Genomic DNA, 23389 nt, shown 5'->3' with positions numbered 1-23389 from the left:
CATGATTAAGACGACGTGCGCCTATTGCGGCGTAGGCTGCGGTGTGACGGCAACGCCGCGCGGCGATGGCGGATTCGATATTGCGGGCGATGCCTCGCACCCGGCCAACCAGGGCCGCCTGTGCGTGAAGGGATCGGCGCTGGGCGAGACCATCGGACTGGAGGGCCGCCTGCTGTACCCGATGCTGCGCGAGCGCGTGGCCGATGGCGCGCGCCGCGCGCCGCCGCAGCGCGTGGCCTGGGGCGAGGCGCTCGACCATGTAGCGGGCAAGTGGCGCGCCATCATCGATGAACACGGCCCGGATGCCGTGGCCTTCTACGTCTCCGGCCAGTTGCTGACCGAGGACTACTATGTTGCCAACAAGCTGATGAAGGGCTACATCGGCAGCGCCAATATCGACACCAACTCGCGCCTGTGCATGTCGTCCGCAGTGGCGGGACATAAGCGCGCGTTCGGCGAAGATGTGGTGGCGGTCAATTACGACGACATCGAGCACGCCGACATGGTGGTGCTGGTCGGCTCCAACCTGGCCTGGTGCCACCCGATCCTGTTCCAGCGCCTGGCGCGCGCCAGGGAGGCGCGGCCGGGAATGAAGATCGTGGTGGTCGATCCGCGCCGCACCGCCACCTGCGAGCTGGCGGACCTGCACCTGCCGATCAAGCCGGGCACGGATGTGTGGCTGTTCAACGGCCTGCTCAGCTACCTGGCGCGTATCGGCGCGGTCGATCCGGCCTTTGCCGCCGCCCACACCAGCGGGCTGCAAGACGCGCTGGCCGCCGCCGACATCGCGCCCGAAGATGTGGCCCGTGCCTGCCGCGTCAACCTGCAGGACCTGATGGAGTTCTACGAATCGTTCGCCGCCACCGCGAAAGTGGTCACCGGCTTCTCGATGGGCGTGAACCAGTCCAGCGCCGGCACCGACAAGGTCAATGCGATCATCAACTGCCATCTGCTCGGCGGCCGGATCGGCAAGCCGGGCATGGGCCCGTTCTCCATCACCGGCCAGCCGAATGCGATGGGCGGGCGCGAGGTCGGCGGGCTGGCGAACATGCTGGCCGCGCACCTCGACCTCGACAACGCTGCCCACCGCGACGCCGTGCAAACCTTCTGGTCTTCGCCGCGCATCGCCGAGCGCCCGGGCCTGAAGGCGGTCGACCTCTTTGAAGCTATCGAGGCAGGCCGCGTCAAAGCGGTCTGGGTGATCGCCACCAATCCTGTCGTCAGCCTGCCCAATGCCGACCAGGTGCGGCGTGCGCTGGAGCGCTGCGAGCTGGTCGTCGTCTCCGACGTGGTGCGGGACACCGATACCAACGCCTACGCCGACGTCCTGCTGCCCGCGCTGGCCTGGGGCGAGAAAGATGGCACCGTCACCAACTCCGAGCGCCGCATCTCGCGCCAGCGCGCCTTCCTGCCTGCGCCGGGCGAGGCCAGGGCCGACTGGCTGATCCTGTCGCAGTTCGCCCTGCGCATGGGCTACGACGGCTTTGGCTACGCCAGCGCCGCCGAAATCTTCGCCGAGCACGCCCGCCTCAGCGCCTGGCGCAACGCCGCCGGCGACTTGCCGCGCGCCTTCAACATTGGCGCCCTCGCCACGCTCAGCGAAGCCGCCTTTGATGCACTCCCGCCAACGCAATGGCCCGCGCCTGCCGGCGCCCTGGCCCTCGCGGCCCATCCATCCGCGGCGGACCGCCCCTTCGCTGACGGCCGCTTCTCGCATGCGGACGGCCGCGCGCGTTTCGTGCCGACGGTGCCGCGCGCCCCGGCCAACCTGCCGGACGGCGACTACCCGCTCACATTGAACACCGGCCGGGTGCGCGACCACTGGCACACTATGACGCGCACTGGCCGCGCTCCCAAGCTGGCCGATCATGTCCCCGAGGCCTTTATCGACCTGCACCCGCAGGACGCCTTGCTGTGCGGCGTGAAGGAAGGCGAGCTGGCGCGCGTCACCAGCCAATGGGGCAGCATGGTGGCGCGCGTCCAGCATGGCGGCGGCATTGCGCGCGGCAGCGCTTTCGTGCCGATCCACTGGAACAGCCAGACCGCCTCCGACGCCCGCATCGGCGCTGTGGTAAATCCAGCCGTCGATCCCGTTTCCGGCGAACCGGAATTCAAGCACACCCCTGTGACGATTGACCGCTTCCCGGTCAAATGGCACGGCTTCATCCTGAGCCGCGACGCGCTGCAACTGGATGCACTGGCTTACTGGACCAAAGTACAAGGAAAGGACTTCCAGCGCTACGAGCTGGCAGGCCGCAATACGATTGAAGATTTCGGTGAATGGGCACGCAGCCTGCTCGGCATTAGGGACGACGACGCCGACTGGCTCGAATATGCCGACCGCAGCTCCGGCGTCTTCCGCGCCGCGCACCTGGTCGACGACCGCATCGTCCAATGCATCTTCATCTCAGCCCGGCCGGACCTGCCCGCGCGCCAATGGCTCGCCAGCCTGTTCGGGAAGGAGAAGCTTGAACTGGCCGACCGCGCCGCCCTGCTGGCAGGCCGCCCGATCGCGGCCGGCGCCGATGCCGGACCAACGGTCTGCTCCTGCTTCGGCGTAGGCCGCAACACCATTTGCAACGCCATCCGCGAGAAAGACCTCACCACGCCGGCGCAGATCACCGCCTGCGTGAAAGCCGGCGGCAATTGCGGATCCTGTGTGCCTGAGTTGAAGAAAATCCTCGCGGAAACGCGGTTGGAAATCAACGCCGAAGTCCCGACTTGAACGCGGTCCCGCTGGCTGCGGCCCGATCGGAACGACTTTGTTACTGCGATGCAGTACCTTATGTGAGGTCATCGGAAGGAACAGGATCATGAGCACAACCCAAGCTACTAACACACCGCGTGACACTCCGAATCTGCGGATTCCGCGAGCCGGGCGCGAACTGATTTATTGCGCGGCGGCTTTTGCAGGCAAAACGCCTTCCGACTTTATCCTGGAGGCGGTACTCCGCGCGGTTGAAGAAACGCTGCTAGACCGTGCACTGATGGTTGTCAGCCCTGAGGCTTACGCGGAACTCCTGAAGTGGCTAGACCGCTCAGCCCAGCCCAATGAGCGGATACGGAAGACGATGCAAAGCAAATGCCCTCGCAGCCGTCCGAATATGGCTGGCCGCCCCATCGCGGCGGGTGCTGACATCGGTCCGGCAACCGGCTCCTATAAAGAAGCCGGCGGCAATTGCGGCCCTCGCGGACCTGAACTGAAAAATCTGCTGGTTGAGAGCCTTTCGGCGCGAATCGCTTAATTTACCTGCAACGCTTTGACGTTGCTCAAGATTGTCATCGACACCTCTGTGCAAGATAGTTGCTCCTGGAACCAATATTCGGGGGGCGGTATGGCTATTGCAGCAAAAGATCGGCGGGGCTTGGGGGCAATACCTCCGGCGGCTGGTGCCTCTCCACTAATAGATGCGTTTAGGGGGGGAGATCATGGCACCGATTGATCACTCACTACACCAACCGCAGGATGAACGAACGTATTTCATGCTGCCTCAGTCTCCGATGGACTCGGGGTACTATGTCTACGGAAAACTGGATAGGAGGCCAGCCAAAGGTGCGTGGCAATACGCACATCCAATAATGATGACGACAATTCTGCGCGTTGGGCTGGAGTGGCAAGCGATTGACAGCCGACGCTTCGGCGTCGGGGACATCAGCTTGCCAGGAGGACGGAAACACGAAGATCACAAATCACATATGGATGGGTTACAAGTGGACATTCGTCCATTGCGCAAGGATGGACGTGAGTTGCCTGTGACTTGGAGGGATTCACAGTATGACCGGGCTGGGACCGAGAAGTTAATTGAACTATTCCGTGTATTCTCACCCGTTATTCGAGTCTTCTTCAATGGTCCAGGAGTCCCGTTTGTCATTCCATTGAAGAACCACGATGATCACTTCCACGTAGAGCTTCGAGGATAGCCATGCATAAGTTCACCATGTTGTTGCTTCTTCCGGTGCTGCAACTGCCGCTGCAGGCGAAGGCGGACGACACTCTGGGATTGGGTAAATGGGAAAAACTCCAGGGAAGCTACATGATCCACTCTGGAGGAACCGCATATGCCGAACTGCCAACGAGGAATGATCGAGCGCTTTCGATTCTCCTGGAAGGGAAGGCTGCCAAGGAAGTGTTCGATCAGATTGGTCCAGATGCCAAGGTTAAATGCAGCTCAGAGACGCGAGATCGGGAACGCCGCAACAAGGGCGTTTCGTGTACTTACACGGCGCGCCTGGATCACCAGAAAGACTTCCACTACCGCTGCTGGATCGGGATTAATCTTCGCAGCGGCGAAGGAGATGTTAGGGTGAGTTGCTAACGCAGTTCAGACCCCGCCCATGCAGATGTACTTGATGACCAGGTAGTCGTCCATGCCGTGCGTCGACCCTTCGCGCCCCACGCCCGATTGCTTGACGCCGCCGAATGGCGCTATCTCGGTCGAGATCAGGCCCGTGTTCACGCCCACCATGCCGCTCTCCAGTCCCTCCGCCACGCGCCAGATACGGCCGATGTCGCGCGAGTAGAAATAGGCCGCCAGGCCGAACTCCGTATCGTTGGCCAGTGCCACCGCTTCCTCGTCGGTTTTGAAGCGGAACAGCGGCGCCAGCGGGCCGAAGGTCTCTTCGCGCGCCACCAGCATGTCGGCGCCCACATCCGCCAATACCGTGGGCTGGAAGAAGCTGTGCCCCAGCTCATGCCGTTTGCCGCCCAACAGCAATCGTGCGCCTTTGCCGAGCGCATCCGCGATATGCTCTTCCACTTTGGCGACGGCCTTCTCTTCGATCAGCGGGCCTTGCGTCACACCCTCGTCGGCGCCGTTGCCGACCTTGAGTTTGCGGGCCGCTTCCACCAGCTTGGCGGCGAAAGCATCGTAGACGCTGTCCTGCACGTAGATGCGGTTGGCGCACACGCAGGTCTGCCCGGCGTTGCGGTATTTGGAGGCGATGGCGCCTTCCACGGCGGCGTCCAGGTCCGCGTCGTCGAACACGATGAACGGCGCATTGCCGCCCAATTCCAGCGACAGCTTCTTGATGGTCGGCGCGCATTGTTCCATCAGCAGGCGGCCGACCGCCGTGGAGCCGGTGAAGCTCAACTTGCGCACGATTGGGTTGGAGGTCATCTCGCCGCCGATCGCGCGCGACGCGCCGGTAATGACGCTGAACACGCCCGCCGGTACGCCCGCGCGCTCCGCCAGCACGGCCAATGCCAGTGCGGAGAACGGCGTCAGCTCGGCCGGTTTGACCACCATCGGGCAGCCCGCCGCGAGTGCGGGACCGGCTTTGCGCGTGATCATCGCGGCAGGGAAGTTCCATGGCGTGATGGCGGCGCTGACGCCGATCGGCTCGCGCGTCACGATCACGCGTTTGTCCGGCCACGGCGATGCCAGGGTTTCGCCGGCGATGCGTTTGGCCTCTTCGGCAAACCATTCGATGAACGATGCGGCGTAGGTGATCTCGCCTTTGGATTCGGCCAGCGGCTTGCCTTGTTCGGCTGTCATCAGCAGCGCCAGGTCATCGGCGTTGGCCAGGATCAGGTCATTCCATTTGCGCAGGATGGCGGCGCGCGCCTTGGCCGGCTGTTTGCGCCAGGCCGGCCATGCCGCATTCGCTGCTTCGATGGCGCGGCGCGTTTCGGCCGCGCCCATTTGCGGCACGGTGCCGATGGTTTCCCCGGTAGCGGGATTGGTGACGGTGATCGTTGCGCCCCCCTCGGCATCGCACCATTCGCCAGCAATAAAGCACTGTTGGCGCAGAAGGCTGGGATCTTTCAGGGTCAACATGGTTCACCTCCAAACTAAAAATCCAAGTATACCCAGTATCACACTGCCCGGTTGCCACAATCGCAAATTGGGAATAAGATCAAATTGCACACCAAGTTACTGAAGAACTGAAATGCGCCGCCCCATCGTACTGGTCCCCGCCTGCAGCCATAAAATTGGCTCTCATCCCAGCTACGCCGCACAAAACAAATACGTTGATGCGGTAGCTGTGGGAGCGCGCTGCCAGCCGTTATTGGTGCCCCCGCTCGGCGACGCCACGGATATCGAAAGCCTGTTAAGCATTGCCAACGGCATCATGCTGACCGGTGCCGCCTCCAATGTGCAGGCGCGCCTGTATGGGCAGGAAACGCTCGACCCATCGCTGCCGCAGGACATTGCGCGCGACGCCACCACCTTGCCGCTGGTGCGCGCCGCGCTGCTGCGCGGTATTCCGCTTCTGGCCATCTGCCGCGGCTTCCAGGAGGTGAACGTGGCGCTGGGCGGCACGCTGCACCAGTCGGTGCATACGGTGCCCGGCTATTTCGACCATCGCGAAGACAAGACGCAGACGCTGGAACAGCAATACGGTCCGTCGCACCGCATTAAACTCGAAGCGGGCGGATTATTGGCCCACATCCTGGATGGAGCTAGCGAAATACAAGTGAACTCCCTGCACGGCCAGGGCATCGACCGGCTCGCGCCCGGCCTGCAGGTGGAAGCACGCTCCGACGACGGCTTGGTGGAAGCCTATTCCGTCGCCGCATCCCCTGCGTTCGCACTGGCGGTGCAATGGCACCCCGAATGGCGCGTTGAAGAAAACCACGACTCGATGCGCATGTTCAGCGCATTCGGTCTCGCATGCCGCGTGCACAGGGACCGCATCCCTTAGGTGGCCTTCCTTCAGTAGTGCTGTTTTCTAAACTACCTGAGAGGAAGCTATGGCAATCCGCGAAAATTTCAGCTATACCGACATGGACGAGTGGCTCAATGAAAAACGAGTCACCGAGATCGAATGCCTGGTCCCCGACCTGACCGGCGTCGCACGCGGGAAGATACTCCCGCGCGGTAAATTTACCCAGGAGCGCGGCATGCGCATTCCTGAAGCGGTGCTTGGCATGACCGTCACCGGCAATTATCCGACCGAGGACGATGCCTATGACCGCGCCATTTCCAGCACCGACCGCGACATGATCCTGAAGGCCGATCCCACCACCATTACCATGGTGCCGTGGGCCACCGACCCGACGGCGCAAGTAATCCACGACTGCTACTTCAGCGACGGCCGCCTGGTCGATTTCGCCCCGCGCTCGGTACTGCGCCGCGTGCTCAAGCTGTTTGAGGAAAAGGGCTGGAGGCCCGTCGTTGCGCCCGAACTTGAGTTCTACCTGACCGACAAGAACTCCGATCCGGACCTGCCGCTGAAAGCACCGGTCGGCCGCAGCGGCCGCGCCGAAACCAGCCGCCAGGTGTACAGCATCGACGCGGTGAACGAGTTCGACCCGCTGTTCGAGGACATCTACGATTACTGCGACATGATGGGCCTGGACGTGGATACGCTGATCCACGAAATCGGCGCCGGCCAGATGGAGATCAACTTCCTGCACGGCGAGCCGCTCGGCCTGGCCGACAAAGTGTTCTTCTTCAAGCGCACCTTGCGCGAAGCGGCGCTCAAGCACCATATGTACGCCACCTTCATGGCCAAGCCGATGGCGGGCGAGCCGGGATCGGCCATGCACATCCACCAGAGCGTGGTCGATGCGCGCACCGGCTGGAATATCTTCAGCAACCAGGACGGCTCGCCGTCGCAGCTGTTCAAAGCCTATATCGGCGGCCTGCAGCGCTACATGCCGAGCGCGCTGGCGATCGTTGCGCCGTATGTGAACTCCTACCGCCGCCTGGTGCGCCACACGGCGGCGCCGATCAATATCCAGTGGGGCATGGATAACCGCACCGTCGGCTTCCGCGTGCCCGAATCCGGCGTGCAGGACCGGCGCGTGGAGAACCGCATCATCGGCGCCGATGCCAACCCCTACCTGGCGCTGGCGGTGACGCTGGCCTGCGGCTACCTGGGCATGACCGAGCAGCTGGAGCCGACCCAGGTCACCACAGGCAGCGCTTACGACATGAAGTACGAGCTGCCGCAAGGATTGCCGGAGGCGCTGAAGATCCTGCGTGCCGAGGACAAGCTGCGCTTCGTGCTGGGCGAGCGTTTCATCGACGTGTACGCCGCCATCAAGGACCTGGAGCATCAGGAGTTCATGACCGTCATCAGTCCGTGGGAGCGCGAGCACCTGCTGCTGCACGTGTAAGGAGGCGGAGATGGACGATACCAAAACCATCCAGGCGCACGACCACGCCCATTACCTGCACCCGTTCACCGACCACAAGGCGCTCGGCGAGCGCGGCGTGCGCGTGATGGTGCGCGGCGAGGGCATCTACCTGTGGGACTCGGAAGGCAAGAAGATCCTGGACGGCATGTCCGGCCTGTGGTGCGTGAACGTCGGCTACGGGCGGCACAGCATCTCCAAAGCCGTGTTCGAGCAGATGGAGACGCTGCCCTTCTATAACAGCTTCTTCAACACCACCAATGTGCCGGCGGTGAAGCTGGCCGCCAAGCTGGCCGGGATTGCGCCGGCAGGTTTCAGGCACGTGTTCTTCACCGGCTCCGGCTCGGAGGCGAACGACACCAATGTACGCATGGTGCGCCGCTACTGGGACCTGCTGGGGCAGCCGCAGCGCCACACCATCATCAGCCGCTTCAACGCCTACCACGGCAGCACCATGGCTGGCGCTTCGCTGGGCGGCATGGAAGGCATGCACGCGCAGGGCGGCCTGCCGATCCCCGGCATCGTGCATATCCGCCAGCCGAACTACCTGGAGGCAGGGCGCGGCATGAGCGAGGACGAATTCGGCATCGAGGCCGCCTCCTGGCTGGAGCAGAAGATCCTCGATGTCGGCGCGGAAAAGGTGGCCGCCTTCATCGGCGAGCCGATACAGGGCGCGGGCGGTGTCGTCATCCCGCCGCGTACCTACTGGCCGGAGATCCAGCGCATCTGCGACAAGTACGGCATCCTGCTGATCGCGGACGAAGTGATCACCGGTTTCGGCCGCACCGGCCGCATGTTCGCCAGCGACTACTTCGGCATCAGGCCGGACCTGATCACCTTCGCCAAGGGCGTCACGTCCGGCTATATCCCGCTGGGCGGCGTGCTGGTGGGCGAGCGCGTGGCGGATGTGCTGATCGGGCAGGGCGGCGAGTTCGCGCACGGCTTCACCTACTCCGGCCACCCGGTCGCCTGCGCGGCCGCGCTGGAAACCATCCGCATCATCGAAGACGAGCAGCTGGTGCAGCGCGTGGCGGAGGATACCGGTCCCTACCTGGCGCAGCGCTTTGGCACGCTGGCCGACCACCCGCTGGTCGGCTACGCCAACAGCTGCGGCTTCGTCGCGGGGCTGAACCTGGTGCGGCGCAAGGGGCCCACCATCCACGGCCACGAGTACTTCGATCCCAAGCTGGAAGTGGGCATGGTATGCCGCGGCTATATGTTCAACAACGGCATGATCATGCGCGCCGTGGGCGACCGCATGATCATCGCGCCGCCGCTGGTGATGACGCGCGAACAGATCGACGAGATGGTGGCGCTGATCCGGCGCTGCCTGGACGATACCTATAAGGACTTACAACAGAGGGGATGGGTCTGAACCATGGCAAAAAGCGCTAAAGAGGCGGTCAACTGGCATGACAAGGCAAAGGCCCTGACCCTGGATGGTCGCGCCTTCATCAACGGCGAGCGCACCTGGGCGCGCGGCGAGCGCAAGTTCGACAACCTGTCGCCGATCGACGGCCGCTACCTGTCGCAGACGGCGCGCTGCGACGCGGCGGACGTGGACCAGGCGGTCGCGGTGGCGCGCCGCGCCTTCGACAGCGGGCGCTGGTCCGGCCAGGCCCCTGCGCAGCGCAAGCGCGTGCTGGTGAAGTTCGCCGAGCTGATGATGCAGCACAAGGACGAACTGGCGCTGCTGGAAACGCTGGATATGGGCAAGCCGATCAAGTACAGCCAGGTGGTCGACGTATCGCTCGCGGCCAACTGCATCCGCTGGTACGGCGAGGCGATCGACAAAGTGTACGGCGAGATCGCGCCGACGCCGGCCAACTCGCTGGCGCTCATCACGCGCGAACCGGTCGGCGTGGTGGCCGCCATCGTGCCATGGAATTACCCGCTCCTGATGGCGGCGTGGAAGATCGCGCCGGCGCTGGCGGCGGGCAACAGCGTGGTGCTCAAGCCGTCCGAAAAATCGCCGCTGTCGGCATTGCGCCTGGCGGAGCTGGCGGTGGAGGCGGGCATTCCGCCCGGCGTGTTCAATGTGCTGCCGGGCTTCGGCAACGAGGCCGGCGCCGCGCTGGCCATGCATATGGATGTCGACTGCATCGGCTTTACCGGCTCCACCCGCACCGGCAAGCAGATCATCCAGATGGCGGGCCAGTCCAACCTCAAGCGCGCCTGGACGGAGCTGGGTGGCAAGTCGGCCAACATCGTCTGCGCCGATTGCCCGGACCTGGACGCCGCCGTAGCTGCGGCGGTCGGCTCCATCTATTTCAACCAGGGCGAGAGCTGCAACGCGCCATCGCGCCTGTTCGTCGAGGAGTCGATCAAGGACAAGTTCCTGGAGAAGGCGCTGGCCATGGTGCCATCCTACGCGCCGGGCGACCCGCTCGACGAGAAAACCGTCATGGGCGCGATTGTCGATTCGATCCAGATGAACACCGTGATGGGCTACATCGAATCGGGCCGCGAGGAGGGCGCCAAACTGCTGGCGGGCGGCAAGGCGGTGCGCAAGGAAACGGGCGGCTTCTATGTCGAGCCGACCCTGTTCGACGGCGTGCAGAACACGATGAAGATCGCGCGCGAAGAGATTTTCGGCCCGGTGCTGTCGGTGCTGTCGTTCACGGACCTGGACGAGGCGGTGCGGCAGGCGAACGACACGCCGTACGGGCTGCACGCAGCGGTGTGGACCCGCGATATCTCGAAAGCCATCCGCACGTCGCGCGCGCTGAAGGCGGGGACCGTGCACGTCAACCAGTACGATGGCGACGACATCACGGTGCCGTTTGGCGGCTACAAGCAGTCAGGCAACGGCCGCGACAAATCGCTGCATGCCTTCGACAAGTACACCGAGTTGAAGACGACCTGGATCCAGGTCTGAGCGCTTACGCGCCGCAGCACTTCTTGAACTTCTTGCCGCTGCCGCAAGGGCAAGGGTCGTTGCGGCCAGCCTTTTCCACCTTCGGCTGCGGCGCATGGAAGAAGGCATTGATCTTGATGACGGACGGCGCGACCTTGGCAGGGTTCAACGGCGCCTGGAACGGCAGCAGCAGCGCCGGCTGCTGCGCGCGCAGCGGCGCCCAGGCTTCGGGCGCCATGGCCACACCGGCCATAAAACCTTCGCACCACGCCTCCGCAGTCCAGCTGCCGCCGCATTCGTAGATCGGCTCGAAGCTGCCCGGGTCCTTTTGCATCCACAGGCGCATGTAGTCGTAATGGCGCACGGCCAGCGCGGCTGCTTCCTCGCTGCCTGCCGCGCCGCCCCAGACCGCCGGCAGCCACGCCTGCGGCGCCAGGTCGGCCGGGCCGGCCACCAGCGCGGTCAGGAAGCCTTCCAGCTTGGCCACGTCCATGGCCTGCGGGCCCATCGCGGCCAGCAGGTCGTCGAGCAGGTCGTACTCGTCGTCGTCGAGTGGGGCGCCCATGGCTTAGAAGCAGTGCTCCAGTGCCGGGAAGGTGCCGTTCTTCACCGCGTCGACATAGGCCGATACCGCAGCCTGGATCGAGGTCTGGCCTTCCATGAAGTTCTTCACGAAGCGCGCTTTGCGGCCTGGGAACACGCCCAGCATATCGTGCATCACCAGCACCTGGCCCGAGCAGTCCGGACCGGCGCCGATACCGATGGTCGGCATCGACAACAGTTCGGTCACTTCCTTGCCCAGCGCGGTCGGAATCGCTTCCAGCACCAGCAGGGACGCGCCGGCAGCCTGCAGCTTCAGCGCATCCTGCTTCAGCAGGTCGGCGCTTTCCACGGTCTTGCCCTGCACCTTGTAGCCGCCCAGCGTGTGCACCGATTGCGGGGTCAGGCCCAGGTGCGCGCACACCGGGATCGAGCGCTCAACCAGGAAGCGCACGGTTTCAGCAACCCAGGCGCCGCCTTCGATCTTCACCATGTGCGCGCCGGCCTGCACCAGCTGCACGGCGTTGTGGAAGGCTTGCTCGGGCGTGCCGTAGGAGCCGAAAGGCATGTCGGCCAGGATCAGCGCATTCTTGGCACCGCGCGCCACCGCTGCAGTGTGGTAGGCGATGTCCTGCACGGTGACCGGCAGGGTGGACTGGTGGCCGTTGCACACCATGCCCAGCGAATCACCGATCAGCAGCACTTCCACGCCGCAGCCGTCCATCAGGGAGGCGAAGCTGGCGTCGTAGCAGGTCAGCATGGTGATCTTTTCGCCGGCCGCTTTCAGGGCGTTGATCGAAGGGATCGTGACCGCCTTGGTGGGAACGGCGCGGGTGGGTGCCGGGTATGGGTTCTGCTGCATGTTTCCAGACATGGGAATGTCCTTTAAATCTAAAAACGCTATTCTAACTGCGGAAAATGAAGTACACAGCGCCCACCAGGCACAGGCCGGCCCAGATGAAGTCGGTCTTGAACGGCTCGTTCATGTAATACATGGCGAAGGGGACGAATACGCCGAGGGTGATCACTTCCTGCATGATCTTGAGCTGCGCCAGGCTGTATTGGGTGAAGCCGATGCGGTTGGCCGGCACCTGGATCAGGTATTCGAACAGGGCGATGCCCCAGCTGACCAGGGCTGCCACCAGCCAGGATTTGTTAGAGAAGTTCTTCAGGTGTCCATACCATGCAACGGTCATGAAGATGTTGGACAGGATGAGCAGGCCGACGGTCTGCACGAAGATTGGAATTTGCATTCTGGGATCCTTTTCTTTCAAAGGCGGATCATACCGCGCCCGGAAGCCATGGGTGCAAATTCCGCAGCGCTTTGCTAAGGCGTCCGCTTAACGCGCAGTGGTGCGGCCTGCGGCGCCATGCGATAGGCAGGGTCGGCCAGGTAGCGGCAGAACGTGTCCAGCAACGGCAACTCCGGCAACGCAAACTCCTTCCACAGGAACTGGCCGGCGGCGTTGACCTCGAGGAAGTAGATGTCGCCTTGTTCGCCGACGACCAGGTCGATGGCGCCAAACGCCAGGCCAAGCTTCCTGCACAAGGCGATGCAGCGCCCGGCCAGGTCGGGCTCCAGCGTATACGGGCGCAGTTGGCCGTATCCTCCTTCGCGGCGCCAGTCGACGGTTGGTCCGTCACGCTGGCTGTCGATGGCAACCGCAATGGCGTTGTCGCCCATGACCGTCACCCGCAGTTCGTACTGCTTGCCGAGCTGGCGCTGGTAAATGGTGGGGCAGGCCTGCACGGGGAAGGCGTCTGCCAGGTGTTCGGCCTTCAGCTTCGACGTGCGGCTCACTGTCCGGCTGCCGTCTTCGTTCTGCCAGTACGACTGGTGCATGTACTTCGAAATGAGCTCGCCCCTGCATTCGTCGTAAAAGGCCAGCACGTCGCCGTGGTGATTGCCCGCCAGCGTAGGCGGTATGCGGAAGCCCATTTCTGCGGCAACGCTTAGCTGGACCAGCTTGGGTGTCAGGCGGTTGTCGTGCAGCGGGTGGTTGACCCAGTGCGTGGTGGCATGGCCGGCGCAGGCCAATGCGCTTTGCAGGAAGCGCTCTGCCTCGGATAAGACGAACGGGGTATCGTCCGGATGGCCGTCCGGTGCTGCCCGTGGCTCGTGGCGGCGCCGAACCCATACCGCATCGAAAGGCCCCTCGTGGTGCTGGCCGGAGAGGTAGAGCGACAGCGCGGGCGCCTCGCCTTCGCGTATCCGCAACGAGCAACTGTCGGCTGCCGGAAAGCGGCTCCAGTCCCAGATGACAGGCCTATGCCCAAGTTGGCGCAGCCCGTCGTGCACGCTGGAAGCGTGTACGTCGCTGCCCTTGTCGACGATAAGGATGGATTTGCTGTGCATGCATGGAAGGCCCGGCATAACCGGGCCGTTCTGATCAGGCGTCGCAGATTGGCTCGTCGTATTCGCCGAAACCGGTGACGGCGCCGCCGCCGCAGTAGTGGTCGCCGACCTTGTCACGGCCAGCGCCGGCCACCATTTCCAGTTCTTCGACCGACACTTCTTCGCCTACTACTTTTGCCAAAATGCGTTTGACTGCTTCCATTCTGATCTCCAAATATTTCCCGGTCTTTCGGAATCCGTGCGCGGCAGGCCGGTAGACCGCACACGAAGTCCTAGCAATATAAGGAAGAACTTTCTCCCTGCGAACATTGCCTCAAAAGAATATTTGTTTTTGTATTAATGTTGCAACACTATCAATTTGATAGTTTTGTGGCAAGCTATAGGCGGCTGATGCCCTGGTCGGCTACGGAGGGGACGAATTCTGCGGCGCGGCCAAGGCCGGGCAGCGTGGCGTCGGGTGCCAGCTCCAGCAGCGGCAGCAGGACGAACGCGCGCTGGTGCATGCGTGGGTGCGGCACTGTCAGGGTGGGGGTGGCAATCCGCTCATCGCCATACAGCAGCAGGTCCAGGTCCAGCGTGCGCGGCGCGTTGTAGTAGGGGCGCTCGCGGCCATGTGCCTGCTCGATATCGAACAAGGCTTGCAGCAGGGCCTGCGCGGGCAGGGTGGTGCTCAAACGGGCGACGGCGTTGATGTAGTCGTCGCCGGAGGAATCGATGGGGGCGGTGCGGTACAGCGAGGACACCGCCTCCAGCGTGGCGCCGGGCAGCCGGCCCAGGCGCTCGAACGCATCCAGCACATTGGCGCGGGCGTCGCCCAGGTTGGCGCCGATGCCGATGTAGGCGGTAACGGACATCAGCCCTCGCCGCCGGCGCCCGCGTCGGCGCCACCGCCGCCGCTACGGTTGCGGTTACGGCGTGGACGGCGGCGGCGCTTGCGTGCCGGCGCCTCGCCTTCCGGGCGCGGGTTGAGGAAGTCATCGTCCTCGGACTCGTCGCCGTCATCGGCATCATGCTGTGCGGCGGCCGCTTCAGCGCTGCCCTCGCCGGCATCCTTGCGGGCGCGGCGCGGTGCGGCTTTCTTCTTCTTGCCGCCGTTGGAAGACGCTGCCGCCACCAGGTCGGCGCGCACGCTCTCGTCGGCCTCGTAGAAGGCGGTCCACCAGTCGCCCAGCTCGCGGTCGATCTCGCCGGAGGCGCAGCGCAGCAGCAGGAAGTCGTAGCCGGCGCGGAAGCGCAGGTGCTCCAGCAGCTTGTATGGGTTCTTGCCGTTGCGGCGCTCAAAGCGCGGCTGCATGGCCCAGATGTCGCGCATGTCGGAACCGATCTTGCGCTGGATCGCCAGCTTCTCGGTCTGCGACTCCAGCACTTCATCGGCAGCCTGGTGCAGCGCGGGGATGGGCAGCTCGCCCGCCGCCTGGTAAGCCTGCCACTTCTCCAGCACCTGGTGCCACAGCAGGGAGGCGAACAGGAAGCCCGGCGACACGGTCTTGCCGGCCATCACGCGCTTGTCGGTGGAATCCAGCGCCAGCGTCACGAACTTGGTGCCCATCGGCTGCTCCAGCACCACGTCCAGCATCGGCAGCAGGCCATGGTGCAGGCCTTCCTTGCGCAGTTGCTGCAGGCAGGCCAGGGCCTGGCCGGAAGTGAGCAGCTTGAGCATTTCGTCGAACACGCGCGCCGCCGGCACGTTGTCGATCAGCGGCGCCATCACGGCGATCGGCTCGGCGGTCGAGCGCTCGATGGAGAAATTCAGCTTGGCGGCAAAGCGCACCACGCGCAGCATGCGCACCGGGTCTTCGCGGTAGCGCGCTTCCGGCTGGCCGATGATGCGCAGCGTCTTGGCGCGGATATCCTCGATACCGCCGTGGTAGTCCAGCACCTCCTGCGTGGCAGGGTTGTAGTACATGGCGTTGATGGTGAAGTCGCGCCGCTCGGCGTCTTCCGCCTGCGAGCCGAAGGTGTTATCGCGCAGCACGCGGCCATGCTCGTCCTTCGGCGCGTTGTCGGTGGCGGTGCCGCGGAAAGTGGTCACTTCCAGCAGGTCCTGGCCGAACATCACGTGCACGATCTGGAAGCGGCGGCCAATGATGAAGGCGCGGCGGAACAGGCGCTTGACCTGCTCCGGGGTGGCGTTGGTGGCAACGTCAAAGTCTTTCGGCTTTACGCCCAGCAGCAGGTCGCGCACGGCGCCGCCCACCACAAAGGCTTCGTAGCCGGCTTCCTGCAGGGTGCTGGTGACGCGGATGGCGTTGTTGGACACCATGCGCGGGTCGATGCCGTGCTCTTTCGGGCCGAGCACGACAAGCTGGTTGCTCTTTTGCTTGACGCCCAGGATCTTGCGGATGAATTTCTTAATCATTGAACAGGTGAATTAGTGGCCAGCCTTGCGCAGTCGCGTGCTCGGACAGTTTGGCGTTCGGGTTGGTCGCAATCGGATGGCTGACGATCGACAGCAGCGGCAGGTCGTTATGGGAGTCGCTGTAGAAGTGGACGCTGTCGAAGCTGTCCAGCGTATGCCCCATTTTTTCCAGCCAGGCCTTGGTGTGCACGATCTTGCCTTCGCCCTGGGTCGGCGTGCCGAGCAGCTTGCCGGTGATGCGGCCGGCGGCATCGCGCTCCGGCATCGCGGCAATCACATGCTCCACGCCGAAGGCCTTGGCGATCGGCGCCACCACGAAGTGGTTGGTAGCGGTAACGATCGCCACCAGGTCGCCGGCGTCGAGGTGCTGCTGCAGCAGGGCGCGGGCCGAAGGCAGGATGTTCGGCATCACCACCTCGGTCATGTAGCGCTGCTGCAGTTCGGCCAGTTCTTCGGGATCGAAGGCAGCCAGGGTTCCGAGCGAAAATTCCAGGTATTCCACCGGGTCCAGGGTGCCCGCCTGGTACTGGTCGAAGAAGTCCTCGTTGCGGCGCTTGAATTCAGCGGCATCGACGGCGCCCACGCGGCACAGGAACTGGCCCCATTCGAAGTCGGAGTCGATCGGCAGCAGCGTATGGTCAAGGTCGAACAGTGCGAGTTTCATCATTCCTTCGCTTCCTCCTGCAGCCATTCGCGCAGCAGGGGCAGGGTAATCGGGCGTTTGGTTTCCAGGGAATACTGGTCGAGCGAGTCGAGCATCGAGGACAGCGATACCATGTCGCGCTGGAAGTGCGACAGCAGGTAAGGTAGCACACCCGGGGAGAGGGTCAAGCCGCGCGCTTCCGCCATCTGCGTCAGCGTGGCCAGCTTCTCGTCGTCCGTCAGGCCGTGGATCTGGTATACCAGGCCCCAGCCCATGCGCGTGCGCAGGTCCTCGCGCACCGGCAGCACGGCCGGGGCGACCGAGCCCGCGCTCACCATGAAGGCGTTGTTGGCGCGGATCTCGTTGAACAGGGCAAAGGCATCGATCTGGGCCACCGGCGACAGCTTTTCGCAGTCGTCCAGCAGGTACAGGTCCACGTCCGGCGAATACAGGAACTCGGTTTCAATCGAAAACGGCGAAATGTAGCGCGCGCGTTCGCTCGAGGCGAGCGCCTTCAGCAGGTGCGACTTGCCTGCGCCCGTTTCCCCCCACAGGTAGGCGAAATGCTCGCGCGAGCTGCGCTCGGCGAACTGGCGCATCAGCGCCGCCACCTCGGCATTGCGGCCCACCTCGAAGGACTCGAGGGTGCACACCGGCTCCGCACCCAGGTCAAGCACCAGCTGTTTCATTGGACTTGCCCCGGCTTTGTGGACTTTTTGCTAACGTAATCGATCTTCACACTACGCATTATAAAAGCTGCTGCGCAGGTAGTGGCGGCGCAGGTGCCTAAAACCGACCATTAACAGGGCGGAAGCGGGCAAAGCGAGCAGCACGCCGACGAAGCCGAACAGCTGGCCGAAGGCCAGCAAGGCGAAAATCACCGCCAGCGGATCAAGGCCGATGCGCTCGCCCACCAGGCGCGGCGTCAGGATAAAGCCCTCGATCACCTGGCCCAGGCCGTAGATGACCGCCACCGCCGCCAGCCCGCTCCAGTCGGAGAACTGCAGCACCGCCGCCATCAGCGCCAGCAGCAGGCCCAGGCCGAAGCCGAGATAGGGGATGAACACCAGCACGCCGGACAGGATGCCGACCGGCAGCGCCACGTCGAAGCCCGCCACTGCCAGCGCGGTGGAGTAATAAACCGACAACACCAGCATCACCATCAGCTGGCCGCGCAGGTACTGCGCCAGCAGGGCGTCCGACTCGCGCGCCATCTCCATGGTGGCACCGATATAGCGGCGCGGCACGGCGCCGGCGATGCGCGCCAGCAGCTGGTGCCAGTCCAGCAGCAGGTAGAACAGCACCACCGGGATCAGGGTTACGGTGGCCAGCCAGCCCAGCACCGCGCTGCCGCCGGCGCGCACGGAATTGAGCACGGCGGCCCAGATCTGGTCCCCGCTTTCCGCCATTTTCTCCGCCACCAGGGCCTTGATGGTGGCCCCGTCCAGGGTGAATTCCACGCCCAGTTGCTGCAGGCGTGGGCCCAGGGTGTCGTTCAGCTTGGCCAGGAAGGCAGGGATGGCCGCCTGCAGCAGCGGGATTTCCTTCTGCAGCACCGGCACCACGATCAGCATCAGCGCCAGCATGGCCGCGCCGAACAGGGTGATCACGATGGAAACGGCAACCGAACGCGGCATCTTCCAGCGCCGCAGCAGGCGCAGGCGGCACAGCTTATCGACGGCGGGATTGAGCGCGTAGGCGATGATGGCGGCGGCCAGGAAGGGCGTCAGCACAGGCCCCAGCACCCACAGCAGGAAGAAGAATGCCGCCCACACGGTCACCCAGAACAGCGTTTGTTTTTGTTCGACCGAGAGCGGAAGTGGCATCGGGTGGCGCAGTTGAATAAAGATCTATTATTCTACCGCCTTCACAGCAACTACGGCCATTTCTGGCCATTTCGACGATGTTCCGGGCATTTTCGCGCTGTTGCCCGTCCTCCGTGGGGGAGCCGCCAAAGCCCGCCAGTGCCCCGGGATTTGGGGCGGTTTGCCGTGCCAAAGGCTGAAAAGGGCCGGATAACGAGAGAAAATACGGGGTAAAAATGCTAAAATAGCGGACTTGCCGCAAAACGGCCACCGCTTTCCCCATCTTTCCGCCTCTGTTGCGTAAAACACCATGAGCCAACCTTCGAATGTTTCCCTGTCCTACCGTGACGCAGGTGTCGATATCGACGCCGGCGACGCCCTAGTTGAAGCGATCAAGCCATTCGCCAAGCGCACCATGCGCGAAGGCGTAATGGGCGGTATCGGCGGCTTCGGCGCGCTGTTCGAGATCAGCAAGAAATACAAGGAGCCGGTGCTGGTTTCCGGTACCGACGGCGTCGGCACCAAGCTGAAACTGGCTTTCGAGCTGAATCGCCACGACACCGTCGGTATCGACCTGGTGGCCATGAGCGTGAATGACATCCTGGTGCAGGGCGCCGAGCCGCTGTTCTTCCTGGACTACTTCGCCTGCGGCAAACTGAACGTGGCCACCGCCACTGACGTCATCAAAGGCATCGCGGCAGGCTGCGAACAAGCCGGTTGCGCCCTGATCGGCGGCGAAACCGCGGAAATGCCATCCATGTACCCGGACGGCGAATACGACCTGGCCGGCTTCGCCGTCGGCGCGGTGGAAAAGTCGAAACTGATCGACGGCTCCAAGATCGCCCCGGGCGACGTGGTACTGGGCCTGGCCTCCTCCGGCGCCCACTCCAACGGCTACTCCCTGGTACGCAAGATCATCGAAGTGGCCAAGCCGGACCTGGAAGCCGACTTCCACGGCCGCAAGCTGGCCGACGTGCTGATGGCCCCGACCCGCATCTACGTCAAGCCGCTGCTGGCGCTGATGGAATCGATGGAAGTCAAAGGCCTGGTGCACATCACCGGCGGCGGCCTGGTGGAAAACATCCCACGCGTGCTGGCCGACAACCTGACCGCCGAACTGGATGGCAAGTCCTGGACCATGCCACCGCTGTTCCAGTGGCTGCAGCAGCACGGCGGCGTGGCCGACTCCGAAATGCACCGCGTGTTCAACTGCGGCATCGGCATGACCGTGATCGTCTCCGCTGAAAACGCCGACGCCGCGATCGCCCAGCTGACCGCAGCCGGCGAAACCGTCACCCGCATCGGCAAGATCCGCACCCGCGCCGAAGGCGAACACCAAACCATCGTCGTATAAAAAAATGGGGACGTACCCCATTTAAACAGCAACGGGGCCTGCGGGCCCCGTTTTTATTGAGCGATGCGCCGGCCGATCAGTCAGGTCGCGGCCCTGGATAAGCATCGTTGTTGCAAATGATTCTCATTTGTATTAAGATCGGCCTGTTGCATTTTTATTCATACAGCCAGCAGGCTTCTCCACATGGCGAAAAGCTGCCAGTCATTGTGATCTTCCAGGAAACGCGGTAGGCGCACCCCTGCGCCGGTGCCACGGCTTTCCCGGCTTCGCGCAAGGCGCGGCCGAAACGCTTTCTAAGGAATCATTCATGTGGATCAACTTCGCTGCCGCTGGAGCGGCGGTATGACTTCGCCCGTCACGTGGGACCTGTTCGCTGAAGCTTTGGCGTCCCCGCACTACCTGGCTGCGCAACAGCGCGTGCTGCGCCAGCTGATCGAGGCACTGCTGTTCGAGCGGCTGCTGGCGGCGGAGATCAAAGCGGAAGGGCGCGATAGCGTGAGCTTCCATATCCCTGGCCGGGCGGCGGACGGCCAGCCGGTCGCCTACCGCTGTACGGGCCGCATCAGTGAGAGCTTCGGCCGCATCCGCCTTGATGATGCTCCCATCGTGCGCAGCGCGCCAGCAGGCGCGCGGCCCATCGCATCCTTGCAGGAGTTCGTACTTGAAGCAGGCGCCATGATCGGCACCGACGAATACCTGCTGCATCGCTTCCTGTATGAGCTGCAGCAAACGCTGCAAAAGGACACGCTGGCGCGCTACACCCGCCGCCAGGGTGCCGAAGGGCGCGACCTGACCGCACTGGAAGGGCAGCTGCAGGACGCGCATCCGTACCACCCCTGCTACAAGTCGCGCGTGGGCTTCGACCCGTTCGACAATGCGGCCTACGGGCCCGAGTTCGCGCCCGATGTGCGCCTGTCCTGGCTGGCGCTGCGGCGTACCAAGGCAACCATTGCCACCTGCAGCGACATCGATCTGGCCACCTTCTTGCGCAGCGAAATCGGGGAGGAGCAGCACGCGCGCTTCAACGGCAAGCTGGCCGCCATGGGGCTGGCGCCGGATGACTATTGCCTGTTGCCGGCGCACCCGTGGCATTGGCGGGAAAAGATCGCCAGCCAGCTGTTCCCCCTGCTGCACAGCCGCGACCTGGTCTGGCTGGGCGAAGGCAGCGACGTCTACCGGCCCTTGCAATCGATCCGTTCCCTGGCGAACGCCACGCGTCCGCTGGCGGCCCATGTCAAGCTGCCGATCGGCATCGTCAACACTTCGGCCGACCGCATCCTGTCCTGCCATAACGTGGAAAATGCGCCGCCGGTGTCGGATTGGCTGAGCGGCATCCTGCAGCGTGACGCGGGGCTGCGCGCCACCGGCCTGGTGTTCCTGCGCGAGGTGGTTGGCATCACCTATCGCGATGCCGGGCTGCCGCTGGCGCTGCAGGCGGCGCAATACGGCATGCTGGGTGCGGTATGGCGCGAAAGCGCGGACCGGGCGTTGCAGGCCGGTGAAGCAGCCGCACCGTTCTCCGGCCTAGCCCAGTGCGAAGCGGACGGCCGCCCCTTCATCGCGCCCTGGGTCGCGCAATACGGCCTGCTGCCGTGGCTCGATGCGCTGCTGGAAGCCGTACTGCCGCCCTTGCTCCACCTGCTCTATGCGCAAGGCATCGGCATGGAAGCCCACGCGCAAAACATGGTGCTGATCCATCGTGCCGGCCTGCCATGCCGCATCGCGCTCAAGGACTTGCCGGGCGGTTTGCGCTTCGTGCGGCAGTACCTGGCCGATCCCGCAACGTGCCCGCCGCTGCTGCCAACGCCGTCGTTCCGCAAGCAGGTCAACGCCACCGCCGGCATGGAAAGCACGGTGCCGGAGGAGGTGCGCGACTACTTCCACGACGCCGTCTTCTTCATCAATTTCGGCGAACTGGCACTGTTCCTGCGCCAGCACTACGGCCTGGCGGAAGCCGATTTCTGGACCCGCACCGCGGCCTGCATTGAGCGCTACCAGGCGCGCCATCCGGAACTGGCGGCGCGCTTTGCCGCGTTCGACCTGTTCGCTCCGGCGATCCGCGTCGAGCAGCTGGCCAAGCGCCGCCTGTTCGCGGAAACCGAGGCGCGCCTGCAAACCGTGCCCAATCCGCTGCATCGCTTCCGCACTGAAGCACGCGCATGAGCACGCGCCGGATTGTCGCCGCAACGCTGGCGGGCCATTTCGCCGCCGCCTTCGCCGCGCTGGGCATGCCGCCGTTTTACGACCGCATCCTGCGCCAGGCTTTGGGCAACGATGCAAGCTGGCTGGCCGGCTGGCTGTTCGTCATGCCGACGCTGGTGGCGGCGCTGTCCAATCCCTGGTGGGGACGGCTGGCCGACCGCTACGGCAAGAAGCGCCTGCTGCTGCGCGCCCATCTCGGACTGGCGGCCAGCTTCTGGCTGACCAGCCTGGCCGGCAATGTATGGCAGTTCGCCGCGGCGCTGCTGCTGCAAGGCCTGCTGGGCGGCACCTTCGCCGCATCGAATGCCTACCTGGCCACGGTGGTGAGCGGACACCGCCTGGCCCGCCTGCTGACACTGATGCAAGGCTCGGCGCGCGCGGCCTTGTTTGCCGGGCCGGCCTTGATGGGCGTGGTCTCCCATGGCGCCGAGCCCTTGCTGCTGTACCGCTACCTGGCGCTGCTGCCCTTCATGGCGGCATTGCTGGTCTGGCGCCTGCCCGCCGGCGCACAGCCAATGCATGCGGGCCAGGGGCGGCAGGCCAGCGATGGCGGCGATGGCAACGCGCTCGGCGGCGAGGCGATCGCGCCCGGCCACCTGTACGGCCTGCAGTTCGCATTCATTTTCGCGACCGTCATTACGTTTCCCTACTTCGTCCCGTATGCCGAACAAACGCTGGCGCGCCTGCCGGCGGCGGCGCCGGGCTTGCTGTTTGGCCTGCCGCACCTGGTGTACCTGCTATGCGCGCTGCCGTTATCGCGCCTGTGCGGACGCCGGCACTTGCTGGCGACGCTGGCCGCCAGCCAGCTTGTGCTCATCGTGGCGCTGCTGGGGCAGGCTGGCAGCCATTCGCTGGCGACCCTGGCCGCATGGCGCTTCGTCATGGGCGTGGCGATGACAGCCTGTTATATCGCCTTGCATGGCATGGTGGCCGCGATCACCGACGCCGGCAACGCCGGCCGCCGCTTCGGCTCCCTTGAAGGCAGCACAAAATGGGGCGCGGTGGCCGCCGGCCTCGCGGCAGGCGTCGCCGCTGCGCGCTGGGGCTTGCAGGCCCATTTCCTGATTGGTGCGGCTGCGCTCGCGGCCAGCTGCATCCACCTTGTTGTACTCCTGTTCCGCCGCTCGCGTGGCGATTTCAAACAGCCAGCGCACAGCAGCGACTGATCGTGTAGCCAGCCAACACATGCT

22 protein-coding genes are annotated in these 23389 nt (G+C 64.3%); 11 read left to right on the top strand and 11 right to left on the bottom strand.

Going from position 1 to position 23389, the window contains the following annotated elements; translation table 11 throughout:
- Position 1 precedes the first annotated feature (1 nt).
- From ACE3TQ_RS01180 to ACE3TQ_RS01165, 4 genes are all read left to right on the top strand, one after another.
- The gene (locus ACE3TQ_RS01180) at positions 2 to 2725 is read left to right on the top strand and encodes a molybdopterin-dependent oxidoreductase (protein ID WP_374580072.1); all 2724 of its coding nucleotides are present in this window, start codon (positions 2 to 4) and stop codon (positions 2723 to 2725) included.
- 88 nt (positions 2726 to 2813) lie between these two features.
- Complete coding sequence (locus ACE3TQ_RS01175) at positions 2814 to 3245, top strand: DUF1778 domain-containing protein (RefSeq protein WP_374580071.1); 432 nt, start codon at positions 2814 to 2816, stop codon at positions 3243 to 3245.
- A gap of 163 nt (positions 3246 to 3408) precedes the next feature.
- On the top strand, positions 3409 to 3921 hold the full coding sequence (locus ACE3TQ_RS01170; protein ID WP_374580070.1) for a penicillin-insensitive murein endopeptidase: 513 nt from the start codon (positions 3409 to 3411) through the stop codon (positions 3919 to 3921).
- 2 nt (positions 3922 to 3923) lie between these two features.
- A complete protein-coding gene (locus ACE3TQ_RS01165) occupies positions 3924 to 4316 on the top strand; it encodes a hypothetical protein (RefSeq protein WP_374580069.1) in 393 nt (130 codons plus the stop codon).
- Positions 4317 to 4322: 6 nt separating this feature from the next.
- Here the strand turns inward: ACE3TQ_RS01165 and gabD are convergent, their stop codons facing one another.
- On the bottom strand, positions 4323 to 5777 hold the full coding sequence (gabD, locus tag ACE3TQ_RS01160; RefSeq protein WP_374580068.1) for an NADP-dependent succinate-semialdehyde dehydrogenase: 1455 nt from the start codon (positions 5775 to 5777) through the stop codon (positions 4323 to 4325).
- A gap of 112 nt (positions 5778 to 5889) precedes the next feature.
- On the opposite strand from gabD, the gene ACE3TQ_RS01155 reads away from it, so the two are divergent.
- The 4 genes from ACE3TQ_RS01155 to ACE3TQ_RS01140 are packed head-to-tail and all read left to right on the top strand — an operon-like array spanning position 5890 to position 10961.
- On the top strand, positions 5890 to 6645 hold the full coding sequence (locus tag ACE3TQ_RS01155; protein ID WP_374580067.1) for a gamma-glutamyl-gamma-aminobutyrate hydrolase family protein: 756 nt from the start codon (positions 5890 to 5892) through the stop codon (positions 6643 to 6645).
- A gap of 49 nt (positions 6646 to 6694) precedes the next feature.
- Positions 6695 to 8065 carry a glutamine synthetase family protein gene (locus ACE3TQ_RS01150; protein ID WP_374580066.1) on the top strand — a complete coding sequence of 457 codons (1371 nt, stop codon included), beginning with the start codon at positions 6695 to 6697 and terminating at the stop codon, positions 8063 to 8065.
- A gap of 10 nt (positions 8066 to 8075) precedes the next feature.
- The gene (locus tag ACE3TQ_RS01145; RefSeq protein WP_374580065.1) at positions 8076 to 9458 is read left to right on the top strand and encodes an aspartate aminotransferase family protein; all 1383 of its coding nucleotides are present in this window, start codon (positions 8076 to 8078) and stop codon (positions 9456 to 9458) included.
- A 3-nt stretch (positions 9459 to 9461) separates the two neighbouring features.
- Positions 9462 to 10961, top strand: a complete 1500-nt coding sequence (locus ACE3TQ_RS01140; protein WP_374580064.1) for an aldehyde dehydrogenase — start codon at positions 9462 to 9464, stop codon at positions 10959 to 10961.
- A 4-nt stretch (positions 10962 to 10965) separates the two neighbouring features.
- Here ACE3TQ_RS01140 and ACE3TQ_RS01135 read toward each other — a convergent pair whose 3' ends face one another.
- From ACE3TQ_RS01135 to ACE3TQ_RS01090, 10 genes are all read right to left on the bottom strand, one after another.
- Positions 10966 to 11505: a UPF0149 family protein gene (locus ACE3TQ_RS01135; RefSeq protein ID WP_374580063.1), complete on the bottom strand. Its 540-nt coding sequence runs from the start codon at positions 11503 to 11505 to the stop codon at positions 10966 to 10968.
- 3 nt (positions 11506 to 11508) lie between these two features.
- The gene (panB, locus tag ACE3TQ_RS01130) at positions 11509 to 12354 is read right to left on the bottom strand and encodes a 3-methyl-2-oxobutanoate hydroxymethyltransferase (protein ID WP_374580062.1); all 846 of its coding nucleotides are present in this window, start codon (positions 12352 to 12354) and stop codon (positions 11509 to 11511) included.
- A 31-nt stretch (positions 12355 to 12385) separates the two neighbouring features.
- The gene (locus tag ACE3TQ_RS01125; RefSeq protein ID WP_374580060.1) at positions 12386 to 12733 is read right to left on the bottom strand and encodes a DMT family protein; all 348 of its coding nucleotides are present in this window, start codon (positions 12731 to 12733) and stop codon (positions 12386 to 12388) included.
- A gap of 74 nt (positions 12734 to 12807) precedes the next feature.
- Positions 12808 to 13698: a hypothetical protein gene (locus ACE3TQ_RS01120; protein ID WP_374580059.1), complete on the bottom strand. Its 891-nt coding sequence runs from the start codon at positions 13696 to 13698 to the stop codon at positions 12808 to 12810.
- Between the two features lie 172 nt (positions 13699 to 13870).
- Positions 13871 to 14038: a hypothetical protein gene (locus ACE3TQ_RS01115; protein ID WP_374580058.1), complete on the bottom strand. Its 168-nt coding sequence runs from the start codon at positions 14036 to 14038 to the stop codon at positions 13871 to 13873.
- Between the two features lie 175 nt (positions 14039 to 14213).
- A complete protein-coding gene (gene folK, locus ACE3TQ_RS01110) occupies positions 14214 to 14690 on the bottom strand; it encodes a 2-amino-4-hydroxy-6-hydroxymethyldihydropteridine diphosphokinase (RefSeq protein ID WP_374580057.1) in 477 nt (158 codons plus the stop codon).
- Positions 14690 to 16195 carry a polynucleotide adenylyltransferase PcnB gene (gene pcnB / locus ACE3TQ_RS01105; RefSeq protein WP_374580056.1) on the bottom strand — a complete coding sequence of 502 codons (1506 nt, stop codon included), beginning with the start codon at positions 16193 to 16195 and terminating at the stop codon, positions 14690 to 14692. The genes folK and pcnB overlap by 1 nt, the downstream gene beginning before the upstream one ends.
- The gene (locus ACE3TQ_RS01100; protein WP_374580228.1) at positions 16188 to 16859 is read right to left on the bottom strand and encodes an HAD family hydrolase; all 672 of its coding nucleotides are present in this window, start codon (positions 16857 to 16859) and stop codon (positions 16188 to 16190) included. The genes pcnB and ACE3TQ_RS01100 overlap by 8 nt, the downstream gene beginning before the upstream one ends.
- On the bottom strand, positions 16859 to 17527 hold the full coding sequence (gene hda, locus ACE3TQ_RS01095) for a DnaA regulatory inactivator Hda (protein WP_374580055.1): 669 nt from the start codon (positions 17525 to 17527) through the stop codon (positions 16859 to 16861). The genes ACE3TQ_RS01100 and hda overlap by 1 nt, the downstream gene beginning before the upstream one ends.
- Positions 17528 to 17578: 51 nt before the next feature.
- A complete protein-coding gene (locus tag ACE3TQ_RS01090) occupies positions 17579 to 18664 on the bottom strand; it encodes an AI-2E family transporter (protein ID WP_374580054.1) in 1086 nt (361 codons plus the stop codon).
- A gap of 289 nt (positions 18665 to 18953) precedes the next feature.
- Between ACE3TQ_RS01090 and purM the strand changes: the two genes are divergently transcribed.
- The 3 genes from purM to ACE3TQ_RS01075 all read left to right on the top strand — a co-directional run bounded on the left by purM (position 18954) and on the right by ACE3TQ_RS01075 (position 23365).
- Entirely contained in the window at positions 18954 to 19997 is a 1044-nt protein-coding gene (gene purM, locus ACE3TQ_RS01085; protein ID WP_374580053.1) for a phosphoribosylformylglycinamidine cyclo-ligase, read from the top strand.
- Positions 19998 to 20339: 342 nt separating this feature from the next.
- Positions 20340 to 22160, top strand: a complete 1821-nt coding sequence (locus ACE3TQ_RS01080; RefSeq protein WP_374580052.1) for an IucA/IucC family siderophore biosynthesis protein — start codon at positions 20340 to 20342, stop codon at positions 22158 to 22160.
- Positions 22157 to 23365, top strand: coding sequence for an MFS transporter (locus tag ACE3TQ_RS01075; protein ID WP_374580051.1), 1209 nt, complete (start codon positions 22157 to 22159; stop codon positions 23363 to 23365). The genes ACE3TQ_RS01080 and ACE3TQ_RS01075 overlap by 4 nt, the downstream gene beginning before the upstream one ends.
- The last annotated feature ends 24 nt before the right edge of the window (positions 23366 to 23389 follow it).

The sequence above is a fragment of the Pseudoduganella sp. genome (assembly GCF_041914865.1).
Classification (GTDB): domain Bacteria; phylum Pseudomonadota; class Gammaproteobacteria; order Burkholderiales; family Burkholderiaceae_D; genus Rugamonas.
The sequence above is the reverse complement of the archived record's forward strand: the minus strand, read 5'-3'. Positions and strand labels throughout refer to the sequence as shown.

Bases quoted from the DNA above. Each gene is read 5' to 3' on its own strand.
- pcnB (WP_374580056.1), bottom strand. From the start codon at position 16,195: ATGATTAAGAAATTCATCCGCAAGATCCTGGGCGTCAAGCAAAAGAGC.
- ACE3TQ_RS01170 (WP_374580070.1), top strand. From the start codon at position 3,409: ATGCGTTTAGGGGGGGAGATCATGGCACCGATTGATCACTCACTACAC.
- ACE3TQ_RS01145 (WP_374580065.1), top strand. From the start codon at position 8,076: ATGGACGATACCAAAACCATCCAGGCGCACGACCACGCCCATTACCTG.
- ACE3TQ_RS01150 (WP_374580066.1), top strand. From the start codon at position 6,695: ATGGCAATCCGCGAAAATTTCAGCTATACCGACATGGACGAGTGGCTC.
- ACE3TQ_RS01175 (WP_374580071.1), top strand. From the start codon at position 2,814: ATGAGCACAACCCAAGCTACTAACACACCGCGTGACACTCCGAATCTG.
- ACE3TQ_RS01090 (WP_374580054.1), bottom strand. From the start codon at position 18,664: ATGCCACTTCCGCTCTCGGTCGAACAAAAACAAACGCTGTTCTGGGTG.
- folK (WP_374580057.1), bottom strand. From the start codon at position 14,690: ATGTCCGTTACCGCCTACATCGGCATCGGCGCCAACCTGGGCGACGCC.
- panB (WP_374580062.1), bottom strand. From the start codon at position 12,354: ATGTCTGGAAACATGCAGCAGAACCCATACCCGGCACCCACCCGCGCC.
- ACE3TQ_RS01125 (WP_374580060.1), bottom strand. From the start codon at position 12,733: ATGCAAATTCCAATCTTCGTGCAGACCGTCGGCCTGCTCATCCTGTCC.
- ACE3TQ_RS01080 (WP_374580052.1), top strand. From the start codon at position 20,340: ATGACTTCGCCCGTCACGTGGGACCTGTTCGCTGAAGCTTTGGCGTCC.
- purM (WP_374580053.1), top strand. From the start codon at position 18,954: ATGAGCCAACCTTCGAATGTTTCCCTGTCCTACCGTGACGCAGGTGTC.
- ACE3TQ_RS01180 (WP_374580072.1), top strand. From the start codon at position 2: ATGATTAAGACGACGTGCGCCTATTGCGGCGTAGGCTGCGGTGTGACG.
- hda (WP_374580055.1), bottom strand. From the start codon at position 17,527: ATGAAACAGCTGGTGCTTGACCTGGGTGCGGAGCCGGTGTGCACCCTC.
- ACE3TQ_RS01100 (WP_374580228.1), bottom strand. From the start codon at position 16,859: ATGAAACTCGCACTGTTCGACCTTGACCATACGCTGCTGCCGATCGAC.
- gabD (WP_374580068.1), bottom strand. From the start codon at position 5,777: ATGTTGACCCTGAAAGATCCCAGCCTTCTGCGCCAACAGTGCTTTATT.
- ACE3TQ_RS01165 (WP_374580069.1), top strand. From the start codon at position 3,924: ATGCATAAGTTCACCATGTTGTTGCTTCTTCCGGTGCTGCAACTGCCG.
- ACE3TQ_RS01140 (WP_374580064.1), top strand. From the start codon at position 9,462: ATGGCAAAAAGCGCTAAAGAGGCGGTCAACTGGCATGACAAGGCAAAG.
- ACE3TQ_RS01115 (WP_374580058.1), bottom strand. From the start codon at position 14,038: ATGGAAGCAGTCAAACGCATTTTGGCAAAAGTAGTAGGCGAAGAAGTG.
- ACE3TQ_RS01135 (WP_374580063.1), bottom strand. From the start codon at position 11,505: ATGGGCGCCCCACTCGACGACGACGAGTACGACCTGCTCGACGACCTG.
- ACE3TQ_RS01075 (WP_374580051.1), top strand. From the start codon at position 22,157: ATGAGCACGCGCCGGATTGTCGCCGCAACGCTGGCGGGCCATTTCGCC.
- ACE3TQ_RS01155 (WP_374580067.1), top strand. From the start codon at position 5,890: ATGCGCCGCCCCATCGTACTGGTCCCCGCCTGCAGCCATAAAATTGGC.